The 16739-nt window shown below is 38.8% G+C and carries 20 protein-coding genes; 1 reads left to right on the forward strand and 19 read right to left on the reverse strand.

The window, feature by feature from the left end:
- Positions 1–30 precede the first annotated feature (30 nt).
- The 18 genes from aroB to MLE14_RS03140 all read right to left on the reverse strand — a co-directional run bounded on the left by aroB (position 31) and on the right by MLE14_RS03140 (position 15349).
- Positions 31–1110, reverse strand: coding sequence for a 3-dehydroquinate synthase (gene aroB, locus MLE14_RS03055; protein ID WP_243296833.1), 1080 nt, complete (start codon positions 1108–1110; stop codon positions 31–33).
- Positions 1110–2282, reverse strand: a complete 1173-nt coding sequence (gene aroC / locus MLE14_RS03060) for a chorismate synthase (RefSeq protein WP_243296834.1) — start codon at positions 2280–2282, stop codon at positions 1110–1112. The genes aroB and aroC overlap by 1 nt, the downstream gene beginning before the upstream one ends.
- A gap of 174 nt (positions 2283–2456) precedes the next feature.
- Entirely contained in the window at positions 2457–3230 is a 774-nt protein-coding gene (locus MLE14_RS03065; protein WP_243296835.1) for a CheR family methyltransferase, read from the reverse strand.
- Positions 3231–3311: 81 nt separating this feature from the next.
- Entirely contained in the window at positions 3312–3758 is a 447-nt protein-coding gene (gene ndk / locus MLE14_RS03070; RefSeq protein WP_243296836.1) for a nucleoside-diphosphate kinase, read from the reverse strand.
- 125 nt (positions 3759–3883) lie between these two features.
- Positions 3884–4846: a heptaprenyl diphosphate synthase component II gene (gene hepT / locus MLE14_RS03075; RefSeq protein WP_243296837.1), complete on the reverse strand. Its 963-nt coding sequence runs from the start codon at positions 4844–4846 to the stop codon at positions 3884–3886.
- Between the two features lie 20 nt (positions 4847–4866).
- The gene (locus MLE14_RS03080; RefSeq protein ID WP_243296838.1) at positions 4867–5571 is read right to left on the reverse strand and encodes a demethylmenaquinone methyltransferase; all 705 of its coding nucleotides are present in this window, start codon (positions 5569–5571) and stop codon (positions 4867–4869) included.
- Positions 5572–5573: 2 nt separating this feature from the next.
- Positions 5574–6383 carry a heptaprenyl diphosphate synthase component 1 gene (locus tag MLE14_RS03085; protein WP_243296839.1) on the reverse strand — a complete coding sequence of 270 codons (810 nt, stop codon included), beginning with the start codon at positions 6381–6383 and terminating at the stop codon, positions 5574–5576.
- A 98-nt stretch (positions 6384–6481) separates the two neighbouring features.
- Positions 6482–6706 carry a trp RNA-binding attenuation protein MtrB gene (mtrB, locus tag MLE14_RS03090; protein WP_243296948.1) on the reverse strand — a complete coding sequence of 75 codons (225 nt, stop codon included), beginning with the start codon at positions 6704–6706 and terminating at the stop codon, positions 6482–6484.
- A 51-nt stretch (positions 6707–6757) separates the two neighbouring features.
- Complete coding sequence (folE, locus tag MLE14_RS03095) at positions 6758–7321, reverse strand: GTP cyclohydrolase I FolE (RefSeq protein WP_243296840.1); 564 nt, start codon at positions 7319–7321, stop codon at positions 6758–6760.
- Between the two features lie 333 nt (positions 7322–7654).
- Positions 7655–7927, reverse strand: coding sequence for an HU family DNA-binding protein (locus tag MLE14_RS03100; protein WP_243296841.1), 273 nt, complete (start codon positions 7925–7927; stop codon positions 7655–7657).
- A gap of 311 nt (positions 7928–8238) precedes the next feature.
- Positions 8239–9717: a stage IV sporulation protein A gene (gene spoIVA, locus MLE14_RS03105; RefSeq protein ID WP_243296842.1), complete on the reverse strand. Its 1479-nt coding sequence runs from the start codon at positions 9715–9717 to the stop codon at positions 8239–8241.
- Positions 9718–9990: 273 nt separating this feature from the next.
- On the reverse strand, positions 9991–10713 hold the full coding sequence (locus tag MLE14_RS03110) for a hypothetical protein (protein ID WP_243296843.1): 723 nt from the start codon (positions 10711–10713) through the stop codon (positions 9991–9993).
- A 12-nt stretch (positions 10714–10725) separates the two neighbouring features.
- Entirely contained in the window at positions 10726–10926 is a 201-nt protein-coding gene (locus MLE14_RS03115; RefSeq protein WP_243296844.1) for a DUF2768 domain-containing protein, read from the reverse strand.
- A gap of 175 nt (positions 10927–11101) precedes the next feature.
- Positions 11102–12148: an NAD(P)H-dependent glycerol-3-phosphate dehydrogenase gene (locus MLE14_RS03120; RefSeq protein WP_243296845.1), complete on the reverse strand. Its 1047-nt coding sequence runs from the start codon at positions 12146–12148 to the stop codon at positions 11102–11104.
- Between the two features lie 18 nt (positions 12149–12166).
- Entirely contained in the window at positions 12167–13477 is a 1311-nt protein-coding gene (gene der, locus MLE14_RS03125; protein WP_243296846.1) for a ribosome biogenesis GTPase Der, read from the reverse strand.
- A 176-nt stretch (positions 13478–13653) separates the two neighbouring features.
- The gene (locus MLE14_RS03130) at positions 13654–13839 is read right to left on the reverse strand and encodes a capping complex subunit for YIEGIA (protein ID WP_243296847.1); all 186 of its coding nucleotides are present in this window, start codon (positions 13837–13839) and stop codon (positions 13654–13656) included.
- Positions 13836–14735, reverse strand: coding sequence for a YIEGIA family protein (locus MLE14_RS03135; RefSeq protein WP_243296848.1), 900 nt, complete (start codon positions 14733–14735; stop codon positions 13836–13838). Before MLE14_RS03135 ends, MLE14_RS03130 begins: the two co-directional genes overlap by 4 nt.
- Complete coding sequence (locus MLE14_RS03140) at positions 14732–15349, reverse strand: YphA family membrane protein (protein ID WP_243296849.1); 618 nt, start codon at positions 15347–15349, stop codon at positions 14732–14734. The genes MLE14_RS03135 and MLE14_RS03140 overlap by 4 nt, the downstream gene beginning before the upstream one ends.
- Positions 15350–15464: 115 nt before the next feature.
- Between MLE14_RS03140 and MLE14_RS03145 the strand changes: the two genes are divergently transcribed.
- A complete protein-coding gene (locus tag MLE14_RS03145; RefSeq protein ID WP_243296850.1) occupies positions 15465–15614 on the forward strand; it encodes a YpzI family protein in 150 nt (49 codons plus the stop codon).
- 59 nt (positions 15615–15673) lie between these two features.
- Here the strand turns inward: MLE14_RS03145 and fni are convergent, their stop codons facing one another.
- On the reverse strand, positions 15674–16732 hold the full coding sequence (gene fni / locus MLE14_RS03150; RefSeq protein ID WP_243296851.1) for a type 2 isopentenyl-diphosphate Delta-isomerase: 1059 nt from the start codon (positions 16730–16732) through the stop codon (positions 15674–15676).
- Between the last annotated feature and the right edge of the window lie 7 nt (positions 16733–16739).

Here is a 16739-nt window from a genome sequence, read left to right on the forward strand (position 1 = left end):
CTTTGACTTTAGAAAAACTTTATTTGTACCCTATGATACTCCGAATTCTTTTAAATAGAAAATGAGTTCTTCATCTTGGATTGAAATAGTATACGGCTGTTCTATATCTCGTAATAAAACATATTGAATCAATCCGCCAATCGTCTTTTTATCTCTTCTCATTTGTTCAATAAGCTGATCAATGGACAGTTCCTTTGGAACCTCTATCTGATAGCCAATGCGTTTAAACCATTCTGTCAATGCAGGTCTCGAAACCGAAAGAGGGTTTCTCTTTTCGCTGATCAGTAAAGCAAAATTCATGCCGATTAAGACACATTCACCATGCGTGATAGTGTAATGTGATAAATTCTCAATTGCATGTCCTAATGTATGCCCGAAATTTAAAAACGCCCGAATATTTTGTTCTTTTGCATCCTGCTCTACAATCTTGACTTTTACCTTAATTCCCCGCTCCAGTACTTCTTCCCAAAATGACAGATCCTGAAAATCAACTTGATCCACATGAAGCATTAATTGCTGCAATAATTTCCGATCACCAATCAAACCATGTTTAATAAGTTCTGCAAAACCAGATAACCTTTCACGTTCCGGTAAAGAATGCAAATATTGAATGTCGTAATAAACAGCTTTCGGCTGATGAAAAGCGCCAATCATATTTTTTCCTAAAGGGTGGTTAACAGCCGTTTTCCCCCCGACTGAACTATCATGTGCGAGAAGAGTGGTAGGAACTTGAACATATGGAATTCCTCGCATAAAAGTAGCAGCTACAAATCCTGCTAAATCACCTACGGCCCCACCGCCAAAAGCGATGATTAATGAATGACGGTCTAACTCTCCTTCAATGGCTGTTTCCATGCATTCCTGATAAACATCGAGTGATTTGGCCTCTTCTCCATTTGGAACTGTTTTGCAGATAGGTTCTTTCCATTTGCTTAAGCTAGTTACAAATGAATCAAGATATAGTCGGGAAATCGTCTGATCACAGATCACCATAACTTTAGTGACGTTAGAAAATTTTGTTGCCATGTCTTCCACAATGGTTTCAGTCAGATTCGCCCCGATCCAAATATCGTATTGAAAGGAATCAGCCTGGACTCTAACTTTTCTCATCAGAAGTCCCTCGCATACTTTCGATATTCTTCTATGCTCTTTTGTAAAAGTTTCATTTGATCGCTCGAAAAGTGTTCAAGTAAACTTGCGGCCAGTTCCCATGCAACCACATGCTCCATCACAACAGCGGCAGCAGGTACTGCACAGCTGTCAGAGCGCTCAATACTTGCACTAAAAGGTTCTTTAGTTTGGATATCAACGCTTTGCAACGGCTTGTAAAGGGTCGGTATCGGCTTCATAACCCCTTTCACAACTATCGGCATTCCTGTCGTCATACCGCCTTCAAAACCGCCTAAGCGATTTGTTTTTCTTTTGTAGCCCTCGGCCTCATTCCAAATAATTTCATCATGCACTTGGCTACCAGGCAATCTTGCCATTTCAAAGCCCAAACCAAATTCGACGCCTTTAAAAGCGTTGATACTCATGACAGCACCTGCTATTTTTGCATCAAGCTTTCGGTCGTAATGCACATAACTTCCGATTCCAGCCGGCATCCCTTCAGCAATAACCTCAACCACTCCACCGATTGAATCGCCATTCTTTTTTGCTTCATCGATTGCTTCCATCATCTTCTGTGAGGCCTCAGGGTCATACACTCGGACAGGGGACTCCTCTGTTATTTCTTTCAGCTTTGAAACACTTAGCCCCTCTGGAACAGTAGCTTTAATACCTGCAATTTCCCTAACATGTCCCACAATTTCGATTCCGAGTTCTTTTAATAATTTTTTGGCTACTGCCCCAACAGCTACTCGGACCGTTGTTTCCCGGGCAGATGATCTTTCGAGTACATTTCGCAGATCACGATGACCATATTTAATGCCTCCGTTTAAATCGGCATGACCTGGACGGGGGCGTGTAATTTTTCGTTTTACTTCACTTTCTTTTTCTTCAGAAATCGGTTCAATCCCCATAATTTTGGTCCAATGCTTCCAATCTTTATTTTCCACAGTTAATGTGACTGGAGATCCTATTGTGTATCCGTGGCGGACTCCAGAAGAAATCTCAACCTGATCCTTTTCAATTTGCATCCTTCGGCCACGCCCATACCCCTTTTGTCTCCTCGCTAATTCTTCGTTAATATCTTCTGCTGTTAAGGACAGACCTGCGGGTAACCCCTCTACAATCGCTGTTAATTTAGGGCCGTGCGATTCGCCTGCTGTTAAATATCTCATGACTCTTTCTCCCTTCAACTCATTAAAGGATTATGTTCCACTATACCATATGTTAAGTTAGAATTGTTAGAAAAATATTTAGAATTTCTTAATGTTGTTTTCAATGTAATGGTTTATATCCGTGATCCCTTAGGATGTATAAAAAAAGACCCATTCACACGGTCTCACGAGCAGTTATATCTTTTTATAAAAAAAGGGAGATACCACTTTTAAATTAAATTCATCTGGTCTGAAAATTTGTTCGGTGCTGCCCACGAAAAGAACTCCGCCTATTTTTAAGGAGGAGGCAAATTTCTTATACAGTTTGTGCTTTGCCTCTTCTGTAAAGTAAATTAAAACATTACGGCAAACAATTAAGTCCAAATTCTGCGGATATGGGTCATCTAATAAGTTATGCTTTTTAAACTCAATTCTTTTTTTTAGTTCGTCTTTTACTGCATACCATTGATCCTGTTGAATCAGCCATTTTTCCCGATAATAATCGGGCAGTTCCTGGATTGAACGTTCGTGGTAAAGTCCTTCCTTCGCTTTAGCCATGGCTCCTTCATCAATGTCCGTTGCCAATATTCGAAATTGAAGAGGGAGGAGAAATTCTCTCAATATCATAGCAAGCGTATAAGGTTCTTCACCGGTTGAACAGGCGGCACTCCAAACTTTTAGCGAGCTGTTTGACTGGAGGAGACCAGGCAATATTTGCTGCTTTAATATATCCCACCGTGCTCCATTCCGGTAAAATTCTGACACATTAATCGTCATTTTATCTAATAGCTCTTCTAACACCTCGGGATCCTTTTTGATAGCTTCCAATAAACCTAAAAAACAGTCAAAGCCTTTTCTTTCATAAAAAGAGGTAAGTCTCCTTTTCATTTGTGCTTCTTTATATTGTGATAAGTCAATGCCTGATAATTGATAAAAGGATTGAGTAAATTTTTCATAATCATTCTTCATTGAATAGCGCTCCCCACTCCCTATTTGAGCAACAATAGAAAAAACGCTACATCCAAAGGATGCAGCATTTGTCACTTTTTCTTAATAGATCCACTCATTATTTATTTTTGTATAGTCTACTAGTTCCTCTGGTTTAAAGAAAATCGAAATTTCTCTTTCTGCACTTGCAGGAGAGTCAGAACCATGAATAATATTCTTTCCAACAGTTACTCCGAAATCGCCGCGAACTGTTCCAGGTGCAGCATCTTTTGGGTTCGTTGACCCCATCATTTGACGTGCAGTAGCGATTACATTTTCCCCTTGCCATACCATTGCAAATACAGGACCAGAAGTAATGAAATCTACTAATTCACCAAAGAATGGGCGCTCTTTATGTTCGCCATAGTGAGTTTCAGCTAATTCTCTAGGTATGCTCATTAATTTAGCTCCGACTAATTGAAAGCCTTTTTTCTCAAAACGAGCTACAATTTCTCCGATTAAGTTTCTCTGTACTCCATCTGGTTTTACCATTAAGAATGTCTTTTCCATTAGTTTGTCCACTCCTACTTTGCTATGTATATGATTTATTATCCTTCAAAATACTACCATTATTTTTTTATTATGGCAACGCCTTCATTAAGTTTGATGTTGATTTGCTTAAAAACACTTTAATATTAATGGTCCCGTTTCCCAATATAAAGGGCAATATTTCTTAATGCTTTGTTTGCCTTGTTTTTGGGAAGCTCATCAAGTACTTGCAGTGCTTTTTGCAAATAACGGTTGCTGATTTCCCAGGATTTTTCAATAGAGCCGTTGGTCTGAATATAAGTAATTATATCATTTAGTTCTGAGGGATCCATTCCTTCATGAACTCTTTCTAGTTTTGAACGGAAATTTTGATCTTTAGTAGCCAGCAATACAGGTAAGGTTATATTTCCTTGAAGCAAATCTCCGCCAGCTGGTTTACCCAGCTGTTCTTCTGTGCCAGTAAAGTCCAAAATGTCGTCGGTTATTTGGTAGGCCATTCCTACATAATATCCAAATCGGTAAAGCTTACGATGAATGTCTGGTTCCACATTTCCGACAATCGCACCTATTTGGCAGCTTGCCGCAATCAGCAGTGCTGTTTTCCGCTTAATCCTTCTAAAGTAATCTTTTAGGTGCTGATCAAATCTATACTTGGCTTCAATTTGTTTAATTTCTCCAACTACCAGCTCAACCATTGTGTTAGCAAGGATCTTATGTGCTAGCGGATCATTAATAAGTGTATAGATATCTAATGAGCGTGCAAACATATAATCGCCTACATACATAGCTACACGATTATCCCACTTCGCTTTGATCGTCGGTCTTCCCCTTCTGACATGTGCCTCATCAATAACATCATCATGAACTAAAGAAGCCATATGAATCATTTCGAGTGCTACTGCGGCATTTCTCATCTTTTCACTATTATAGCTGCCGAATTGTCCGGATAGTAACACAAAAACAGGGCGAATCCGTTTTCCCCCTGCTTGAAGTAGATGAAGTGAAGATTCTTCTATTAATGAAGATCGTGACTGCACCGCTTGTTCTAACGCTTTTTCAATTTTTGATAAATCTCCCTGCAAAAAAGAGTAGAGAGGCATTAATTTCATATTTTTTCACCCATTTTGGTCTAATCCTTCGGTTTTTGCCCAATATGAACAGCTGCAACTCCACCACTATATGGCTTGTAAAAGACATTTTCGAAGCCAGCCGCCTCAAACATACTTTTTAATTCCTTCATCCCAGGAAATTCACGGGCAGATTCTTGCAGCCATGAATATTCTTGATAGCTTTTCGCGAAAAGTTTCCCAAATAAAGGCATAATAAACCGAAAATAGAAATAATATAGCTGTTTAAACCCTATCAGAGTCGGTTGCGAAGTTTCCAAACATGCAATTTTCCCTCCAGGTTTTAAAACTCTGTTCATTTCCTTTAAAACTTGCATATAATCTGGCACATTTCTTAATCCAAATCCAATCGTTACAAAATCAAATTGTTCATCAGGAAACGGCAAATCCATCGCATTTCCATGAATAAGTTCAGTGTTAGAGAATGACTTGACTTTTTCCCGACCCACTTTTAACATATTTTCGCTAAAGTCAAGTCCAATTACTTTCCCGGTTGGTCCTGCCGCTTTAGCTAAAGAAATAGTCCAATCTCCCGTTCCGCAGCACACATCGAGAGCTTTAGCCCCTGGAAAGACATTTAGTCGGTTCATGGTATCTTTTCTCCAGCGGATATGCTGCTGAAAACTGATAACAGAATTCATCCGATCATATTGATCAGATATTTTCTCAAATACTTTATGGACACGTTCTTCTTTAGATGCAGTCATAACTACCCTTCTTCCACAAACGAAATGGTTACACCCTCATGCAGACAAAGGATGGACTGTACCTTCTGTACAACATCTTTATCCAGATTCGGGATTTGTTTCAAACCTGCCTCAACTAATTTTTGCACATTCGTTAGCATACGGTCATATGCATCCAAAACATACTTATCCTGATGTTGTGTCAATTGACTAGTTTCCATTGAAAAAAGTAATTTACGGAAGCTATCAAATATGGTGGATATTTGTGAATGTACCCAATTCCTTTTTTCTGTAAGAAGTCTGATAAATAACAGTAAATTACTGATTAAGGGCTTCCACGGAGCAGCCTGTACAAAATCACAAACTTTTTGAGCAATGGAGGTCTCTATGTTCCTGATAATATCAATAAATTCATCAATATGATTGTAATCCATTTGAATAAAGCGGATTTTATTTTCATTTACTTCCTGAGTACCTTTAGCAATCATACGGATAAATCCAATATCATTTTGGTCTGCGAGGATTTTATAATACAATCCGGAATAAAAATCACCAGCCAGGACGGTTAGCTGTTTATTAATGAGTGGCTGCAGTTCATCTTCATTACCGACCTGATCATGTGTATTCAGAGCCGTCTGGATTAGCAAAGTGGCTAAAATTTTATATTGAATTTCCTCTTCAGGGAAACCTTTTGACACTAAACACGCTGTTAATATGTATGCTGCTTCTTCGTTAAAAGCAGGGTGATTAATAATCGATTGGACAAACGAATCGTTCGTTTTTTCAATAAACTGCTCTTTTATTTCTGTTGTTAATCGATGTATTATACTCATGCCATCACCCTTCATTCCAACCACTTTTTTCTGCCTTAAAACAGACTACATTATAACATAATGATATCAAAATGTAGACTGTTATCTCTATTTATTCCTCACTTTCCAGATTCCACTTCTCCAAAGGATGAGTAAATTCTAGCCTTGCCCCTTACTTTAATTGCAGAAGTATGCTCCGTAAATTGGGCAATCATCACTTCACCCTCATCTAATTTTTCGGAGTGATGAAACCTAGTATCAGTTCCACGCGTTAATCCAATCACTTGGACACCATCTTGTTCAGCTTTTATTATGACATAATCAGAAATCGGATTTTTTTGCAAAATGAATTCACTCTTTTCTGCTAAAATTTCACGTTTGGCCAAATCGTGGCCTTATTTAATTAAAGATAATACTTCTGCTCTTTTTTGCTGATCTTCTGCAAAAACACCTCTTACTGATGTAGTAACCGTTTTAGAACCAGGCTTTTTCACGCCTCTCATCGACATACACATATGTTCCCCTTCTACAACAACCATAACACCAAACGGCTCTAATTTTTCGAAAATGGCATCTGCAATTGTCGAGGTTAGTCGTTCTTGCAGCTGCGGTCTTTTTGCAACGGCTTCAACAGCTCTTGCCAGCTTGCTTAGCCCAGTAACTTTTCCGCCTTTGGGTATATAAGCAACATGAGCATGTCCAAAAAACGGAACCAGATGATGTTCACACATTGAATAAAACGGAATATCCTTTACCAACACTAGTTCTTCATGTTCTTCTGAGAAAATTGTATCAAAATAGCTTTTCGGATCCTCATTAAGTCCGCTGAATACTTCTTTATACATTTTAGCAACCCGTTTAGGGGTATCTAATAAACCTTCACGATTGGGGTCCTCACCTATTGCTTCTAAAATTAATCTGACAGCCTGTTCAATTTGTTCAAGGTTTGTTTCGTTCATAAGTTCTCCTCCTAGAGGCCTAATCGATAATATATGTATCTGTTGCACTACATTCTCATACTAGCATACCGTATAAAAGCAGAGCAAAGAAGAACCCTTATGCTAAAAACTGCTTTTTTATTTTGCCCTAATGTTTTCTTCCTATCAAAAGTACATCTGCTCTACATATGTACTGTTTTTATAAAGTCCCTGCTAAAACTCAATAGTTGATTAGTTGATTTCGGCTCTTTTCATTTTAAATTAAAACCAGCTTTTTTCGATTACAGAGCTTTTATAAAAATAAAATGGGGACTGATCAAATCAGTCCCCATTAGCCTGTAAATGAATATGTAATTACTTCACAGCATCCTTAAGAGCTTTTCCAGGCTTGAATGCAGGAACTTTGCTCGCTGCGATTTCGATTTCATCACCAGTTTGTGGGTTGCGCCCTTTACGTGCAGCACGCTCACGAACTTCAAAGTTTCCAAATCCGATTAATTGTACTTTTTCACCTTTTTGTAAAGCTCCTAAGATTGAATCGAAGACAGCATCAACTGCCTTAGTTGCATCCTTTTTAGAAAGCTCACTTGCTTCAGCGACAGCACTAATTAAGTCTGTTTTGTTCATGCCATTCACCTCCTCCCAAAATTGGAGACTATCTTCGGAAAAATAAATACCGCTATATACATTACTGACAAATTTACCAGAATATATACATGTACCTCCGAAGAAACCGCGGAATACCTTAGGTTTACGCGGTTAATTCTGTTAAAAGATTATCACAATCACCACATCTTAGCAAGATTATTTCTAGAAATAATGGGAATCTTTTCTTATCTTTTGCATATAAATAGTACTTTTGGGAGATGAACACGCAAAAAAATGGAGCATTTTGCTGCTAAAAAAGAAAAAGACCCCATGTATCGGAGTCTTTCTAATTATAAGATAATTGCTATTAATCCGCCTGAACCTTCGTTTATGATCCGTTCCAGGGTCTCTTTTAATTTGTAGCGTGCATTCTCTGGCATTAAAGAAAGCTTAGCTTGAATACCTTCCCTCACAATATTGCTTAAAGACCTGCCAAAAATATCTGAATTCCAAATGGATAATGGGTCATCCTCAAAATCTTGCATGAGGTAACGCACTAACTCTTCACTTTGCTTTTCAGTACCAATGATTGGTGCAAATTCAGATTCCACATCCACCTTAATCATATGGATAGATGGTGCAACGGCTTTTAGCCGAACTCCGAATCGTGCTCCCTGCCTTATAATTTCAGGCTCATCTAAGCTCATATCTGATAAAGTTGGAGCTGCAATGCCATAGCCAGTTTGTTTCACCATTTTCAAGGCTTCGGCAACCTGGTCATATTCCCGCTTTGCATGCGCAAAATCCTGCATCAGCTCTAAGAGGTGGTCTCTTCCCCTAATTTCTACACCAACAATTTCTTTTAAGATTTCATCGTATAAGTCGTCTGGGGCATAAAGGTCAATTTCTGCAACCCCTTGACCCATTTCAATTCCAGCCAATCCTGCTCTTTCGATATACTCATATTCGGCAAACTGATGAACGACTCGATCTACGTCGCGAAGCCGTTTAATATCTTTTACTGTTTCCTTTACGGCTTCCTGGTAACTCTCTCTTAACCAGTGTTCATCTTTTAAGACCATAACCCAGCTTGGTAAATTTACATTGACTTCTAATACCGGGAATTCGTAAAGGGCTTCCTTGAGGACATTTAGTACATCCCCTTCACGCATGCTCTCAACGCTCATTGCAACGACTGGAATATCATATTTTTCACATAATTGCTTCCTTAATTGCTCAGTTTCTGGGTGATGTGGCCGAACTGAGTTAATGACCATAATAAACGGCTTGCCAACTTCTTTTAATTCTTCAATGACTCTTTCTTCTGCTTCTACATAATCGGAGCGCGGAATTTCTCCAATCGATCCGTCTGTAGTAATTACAACACCAATGGTTGAATGCTCTTGAATAACCTTTCTCGTTCCAATTTCTGCAGCTTCATGGAACGGGATGGGTTCTTCGTACCAAGGTGTGTTAATCATACGCGGTCCATTTTCATCCTCATAGCCTTTTGCACCTGGCACCGTATAGCCAACACAATCCACGAGTCTTACTCTTACTTCTAATCCTTCATCTACATGTACTGTTACCGCTTGATTAGGCACAAACTTTGGTTCAGTTGTCATAATCGTTTTGCCAGCGGCACTTTGAGGAAGCTCGTCTTGTGCTCTTGCCCGATCTGACTCGTTTCCGATGTTAGGCAACACAACCAGTTCCATAAATTTCTTTATAAATGTTGACTTCCCAGTTCGAACTGCACCTACGACACCTAAGTAAATATCGCCTCCTGTACGTTCAGCAATATCTTTAAAAATATCTACCTTTTCCAAGTGATCCCCTCCCGACCATTTTTTGCTGGGATGTTCCGAGTATGATTCTTTTGGACAATATATGTTTATGATGTTGTCCGAAATGTTTATGACTATTTTTAATGAAAAATTCCTCCTTTTGCAAACATTTATAGAAACCGTGTTAACTTCCCGGTCTATTACATAAGAAGAAAAAGGACCTCTCTTACAATATATTTTTAAATAACTAGCTTATGACATGAAGAACGATGAAATCTTTCTTTCTGGAATGGCCTCTATATAAAAAACCGATCTTTATGACTTTTCATCAGTCATAAAGATCGGTTCATCTGAATTAGCTTCAATCGTATAAGGTAAGGAGTAGGCAGGAACAAAAACAGAATCCTCTAGCAAAATGGACCTGATATCTTCCCCTGGTTTAACATGAGATGATTGATTTTTTAAAGCTTGGTATAAATCGGTTCGATAGTCGACAAACAGTTGACCCTGACCATTTATTACAAAAGGCAGTTCTAACCCCGTAAATGGACTTTTGACAGTAGGGGGCTCTGTGTATCCGATTTGCTTAAAATCAAGCGAATATACATTATTCGCTAATGCTTCTTTATAAGGAGGATACCCATTTGCCCGGATTCTTAAGGTTATTTCATTAATCTGTTCTGCTATCCGCAAGTCAAATACCTTTACTTCCGGATCTTCTTCAACATTCACTAAAACGTACTGATAGACTCCCCCATTTTCGAAAGAATTACCAGGAGCTTCAGGCAAATATTTTGGAACCAATTTACCAAAGTCAATAAGGTACTTTTGATAAATAGGGGTATCTCCTTCTTTCGTTTTTATCGGAAGAAGTCCGCCCTGATCAGTCCGAAATTGATCTACTGCTTTTTGAACAGACTCGAGCTGCTCTATGTAAGGAATTTGGTTTTGGCTTCGTTCACTGTCTGGATAGAGACAGCCAGAGAGAAAAAACGCTGCCATGATGATCGCCGTAAGTTTTCCAATAATTTTAATCATGATTAGCCTCCTTTATGACGGGGTCGGTCCGCTAAATACAACGAAAATCATGATTAAACCTGCCACAATCATAAAAAGATAGGCTATAATCGCTGTCAGCCATTTAAAAAAACCTTTTAATTTAAATCTACTAAAATAAATCGATACGATTGCTAGAAACATAAGGCCCATTGAGCCGAACGAAAACCACATTTTCATTAATGCTGGTGACATACCTATCACTCCTATACGTTGTCCATCAGAAATTATAACATAGGGTTTCATAAATAGGTAACATGTAAAATCAATTGATCCACACAGTTATTTCACCGATAAGCATATTTTACCTTCTTTCTTGCCAAAAGAAAAAGCTGAGGAGGCAGAAACGCCTCTTCAGCTATCGAAGTTACTATTCCTCAACACGTCCATCAAGGAAGTTCACTGTATCTTCCATTTCATGTGTTTTCGTTCTTGCCATTAATGAATCCACTGCATCCTTAGGGTTAATATTTTCAAACAAAACGCGATATAAAGCGGTTGTGATTGGCATATCTACATCATAATGCCTTGCGAGCTGATAGGCAGCTTTTGTAGTTCTTACTCCTTCCACTACCATCCCCATGCTTGTTAAGACTTCCTCTAAATCTTTTCCTTTTCCAAGCATATTACCTGCCCGCCAGTTCCTTGAATGGACACTGGTACAAGTAACTATTAAATCGCCAATTCCGGTTAGCCCTGAAAAGGTTAAAGGATTTGCCCCCATTTTAATCCCCAATCGGACAATCTCAGCTAATCCTCTTGTAATAAGAGCTGCTTTAGCATTGTCGCCATAACCTAATCCATCTGAAATTCCTGCGGCTAACGCAATGATATTTTTTAGAGCTCCGCCCAACTCGACACCAATCACATCAGTGTTGGTATAAACTCTAAAGTTCTGATTCATAAATAAATCCTGTGCCGTTTCTGCTGCCTCTATCGATTCTGATGCGACGGTAACTGTAGTAGGGTGTCTTAAGCTGACTTCTTCAGCATGACTTGGGCCAGAGAGGACGACCACATTTTCAAGCATACGGGGATCCATTTCCTCTTTAATCATTTCCGAAATCCTTTTTAATGTATCGGGTTCAATTCCTTTACTTACATGGATAATCAGAACAGGTTCTGCCAAATAAGTTTGAATCTCGGTTAATACTTCTCTTACAGCTTTAGTAGGAACAGCTAAGACGATTATGTTTATATCTCTTAATGCATCTGCTAATGAATAATACCCTTTTACTTTTTCAGGCAATTTGATATTTGGCAAATATTTTTGATTCATTCTTGTTTCATTGATGCTGTCAATATGTTCTTTTGTATGGCCCCAGAGACGAACGTTATGGCCATTATCGGCTAGTACAAGTGCCAAGGCTGTTCCCCAGCTTCCAGCCCCCAGAACAGTGATATTTGTTTTTTTCATCTTATCACCTCAAGGTAATTAACTCCTCTGCCTTGCAAAGATTTTAATTGGAGTTCCAATGAAGCCAAATGCTTCACGGATTCTATTTTCTAAAAATCTCTCATATGAAAAATGTAAGAGCTCAGGATCATTGACAAAGACTACAAATGTAGGAGGCTTTACCGATACTTGAGTTGTATAAAATATCTTTAAGCGTTTTCCCTGATGTGTTGGAGTCGGATTCATAGCAACTGCATCCATGATTACATCATTTAACACGCTTGTCTCTACTCTCATCGTATGATTTTCGCTTGCAAGCTGAATCATCGGGAAAAGTGTATGCAGTCTTTGTTTAGTCTTGGCTGATAAAAAGACAATGGGTGCGTAGTCTAAAAATAAAAAGTGATCTCGAATATTTTTTTCAAACTTTTTCATTGTTTTTTCATCTTTTTCGACAGCATCCCATTTATTTACGACAATTACAACAGCTTTGCCCGCTTCATGTGCATAACCGGCGATTTTTTTGTCCTGTTCAATAATGCCTTCCTCTCCATTTAATACAACTAAAACTACATCCGAACGCTCAATGGCACGTAACGCCCGCAGTACACTATACTTTTCAACACTTTCATATACTTTTCCTTTTTTTCGCATTCCAGCGGTATCAATAATGACATAATCTTGTCCATCTGCCGTGTAAAACGTATCGATTGCGTCCCGAGTTGTTCCCGCTACCTCACTGACGATAACCCGTTCCTCGCCAAGAATCGCATTAACTAATGAAGATTTCCCTACATTTGGGCGCCCTATTAAGCTAAACTTTATCACATCTTCTTCATAGTCTTCTACATCTTGTTTAGGGAAATGTTTCACAACTTCGTCCAGAAGGTCACCTAGTCCTAACCCATGTGTTCCTGATATCGGAAAAGGTTCTCCAAACCCAAGAGCATAAAAATCATAAATTTGACTTCTCATTTCTGGGTTATCAACCTTATTTACCGCTAAAACGACCGGTTTTTTTGAACGGTACAGCATTTTAGCCACTTCCTCATCTGCAGCAGTAACACCTTCCCTTCCGTTTGTAATAAAAATAATAACATCTGCTTCATCTATAGCGATTTCTGCTTGACCGCGGATTTGTTCAAGAAAAGGCTCGTCCCCAATTTCTATACCACCCGTATCAATCACATTAAACTCATAATTCAGCCAATCCCCTGTACTATAAATGCGATCTCTCGTAACTCCAGGAATATCTTCTACGATGGAAATCCTTTCTCCTACAATCCGATTAAAGATGGTCGACTTTCCGACATTAGGTCGTCCAACTATTGCAACGACAGGCTTCACCATTCCTATCACCTCTCTCAAATATATGTAAACATTTTACTCTGGCTAATGTTATGTAAAAAGACTGACCTAGTCGTTTGCAAACCTGTTCAAGGTCCGCTGGTCAGTCCATACAGTATTTTAACAAAAAAGAATGCCCTCTGCATCTTTAATTGTGAATTTAGAAGGAAGACCATTTTCTAGTGTCTTACCACAATATACAATTCCTCTGTTAGTGCATGAGCAATTCCATCTAAAATAGCTTCTAAATTTCGCGCAACAGTTAGCAATTCCTCTTTATTATCACAATGAAATACAGCTACTCCGCTTGGAGCCTTTTTTGGATTGGTTGTAATTGCTGCTAATACAAATTTTTCTATCGTCATAAATTTGTACGCCTTTCTTCTTCTTCAACATGCCGTTTAGTGGGCATTCTTATTGAATTTTCTAATATTGGAACAACTTCTATGATCTTAATGGCTGCTTCAATATTTTTTACCTGCGGCAGCACAAAAACCCCTAGCCTGCCATCGTCTAAATTTCTTTTTGCCAAAGGTACGAGTGACGGTTCACCTGTATCACTGAATACGCCTAACGCTGTTGAGACATCATGGAGTATCGCCTGCCTTTGGCCAATATTCGCGATGGTTGTCATCGCATTAAAATCTTTTGGTGTTAAAATAAATCCCATGCCGTATTTAAGAATAAGTTCCTGTTTTTCGGGAATTCCAATGTTCATGATATAAATATCCCCAACATATAGGCCAGCACCCTTGAAATGAGGCTGGGAAAATTCAATTTCCACAATCTCCCCTAACCTGCCGCCGTCCATCCATATTTTACAGCCAATCATAATTAGGATGGTAGCTCCAATAGCAGCATAAAAACCAAATAAAACGTAGATGAGGGTTGACAGCATCGAAGCTAAAATGACAAGATAGTTTCTGCTCTCAAAGGTTACCGCAATCCCTTCGATATACGTCTTTCCTCTTGGAACTAACTCATATGTATCCAGTTCAGTCAGTGTATTTCTCTCCATATTCCTCACTTCACGAAATTGAGAGGCAGCTACTGTTAAAAAAGTAATCGCTGTATATTCTTCTTCTAACAATGCAGGAATCGCAATGGTTCCCAGACCAGATGCAATCACACCCAGTGCAATATGGATAATTTTCCCGTGCAAATATGTAGGATATTGCCTGTAATCAGTCCGCAGCATATAAAGTCTGGCTAAAATTCCTGTTGCTAGTCCATAAATAACAGGGTACAAGTATTCATTCATCCTGGTTTATGTTTCTCCTTTTCAATTTGAGATGGAGGGGTATAGGTTTTTCTTAAGGAATAAACAAATGATTCAAAGCAGCTCCATAAAAGAATGAGCATACATGTGTATGAGCAGAGATCCAAAAAGTAAGGGAGTGTGATTTCAAGCTTAATACCCGTTGCAAATAATACGAAAGCAAATAAGAATTCTCCCATCACCAGCCCGGTTATCGTGCTGGTAATTCGATCTATTATTTTAGCATTCAATAGGATAGCAATCGTTCCGATTAGAAAAGTCAGAAACCATCTTCTATCCACAATTACCCAGATAGGGTCATAAAGTTCAAAAAGCAGGAACACGACATACACAAGCATCACGATAAATGAAACACAAATCTGATAAAATTTTTTAGAAAAGGGAAGAGCGGCAATGATGGCCATACAGCAGATTATCCATATCAGGATGGTTACATTGACATCCCAATACCATATCGGAACCTTATACACGGACAAAATAATACTGATTAAAATAAAATTGCTCAAATAAGTCCTGTAATGGCAGTGTTTTGGAACAATAAACGTTACAACTACCCAATATGACCATAGACTATAATAAAAGAACCAGCCATCCACTTTCTTTCTCCCCCCTATTATTTCCATTATGGACATTCTTATGTAGTTTATCCGTGCATACCGCAAGATTGTCAGGGAGATATTATCAGTAAGACTGCTATTAGGGGTGAAATAAATGGGACGTGACCGACAAGAACAGAAGCTTAAGGAACAAAAAATTGTTGAAAGTGACCGAGATCAGGCACTTCATTATAAAGGGGCAACCCGACTGGATAATGCCGAAGAGGCAAGAAAAGAAAATAAACATGAACATGGGTCTGTATAAAGATCTATTATAAAAAGCCGTAATCCTTAGGAAACATCTAAAGATTACGGCTTTTTTTGCTATAAGCGCATGCGCTGGCTGTATGCTGAGGTATTTATACCCCTTTCGTTTAACCAATGATGTGTCATTCCTGTAAAGAGAATTGGAATAGTTTGAAGCTCTTTGATTGTATGACAACCAAGAGCGGTCATCATATTTGCGATATCTTGATGCATCGTCTGAATCTGTGAAATTAAGCTTGAGATACCTTTTTCTTTTAGAATTTTTAATAAAGAACCAGCCATACCGACAGCTGAAGCTCCAATAATTAATGATTTAACTATATCGAGGCTTGAATGAATCCCGCCTGATGCAAGAACCTGTACATGATCAGACACTTCACACGCCTCCACAAGTGAAACGCTTGTCGGGATGCCCCAGTGATTAAAAAATGAAAATTCATCCCGTCTTCTTTCATTTTCAATTTTTGCGAAATTGGTGCCTCCAAATCCGCCAATGTCAATTGCGCAGATTGGAGTTGCTGTGAGTTTTTTCACCGTTTCATATCCCATTCCAAAGCCAACTTCTTTAACGATTACTGGGACCGGCAGTTCTTCGGATATCCTTTCAATCCGTTCCAATGCCCCTTCAAAGGCTCTGTCTCCTTCTGGCATGGTCAATTCTTGAATTACATTTAAATGAATTTGCAGACCATTTGCTTCGATCATCTCAACCGCTATGTTCGCCTGTTCAATTGTTGCCTCACTGCCAAGATTCGCAAAAATAATTCCATTCGGATGGTTTTTTCTTACAATTTCATATGTTTTTCTTTCTTCTTTATTCTTAATAGCAGACATTTGCGAACCGACTGCAATCGCTAACCCTGTTTCCCTGGCCGCAACAGCTAGTTCAGAATTTATTTTTTCTGTTTCCGCGCCGCCGCCGCCCGTCATTGCATTTATAAAAATAGGCGAACTAAGATTCAGTTCGCCTATTCCTGTATGAAGTGAGACTTTAGACAATGATGAGTCTGGAAGTGACTGGTGAATGATTTGAATATCATCCATTCCGGATTGATTCAGTTGCCCAGCAGATAATGCTAACTGGATATGCTCAAGCTTGCGATGTGTCCGACTCAAACTGATC

The organism is Bacillus litorisediminis, from assembly GCF_022808645.1.
In the GTDB taxonomy this organism is placed as follows: Bacteria; Bacillota; Bacilli; order Bacillales; family JC228; genus Bacillus_BF; species Bacillus_BF litorisediminis.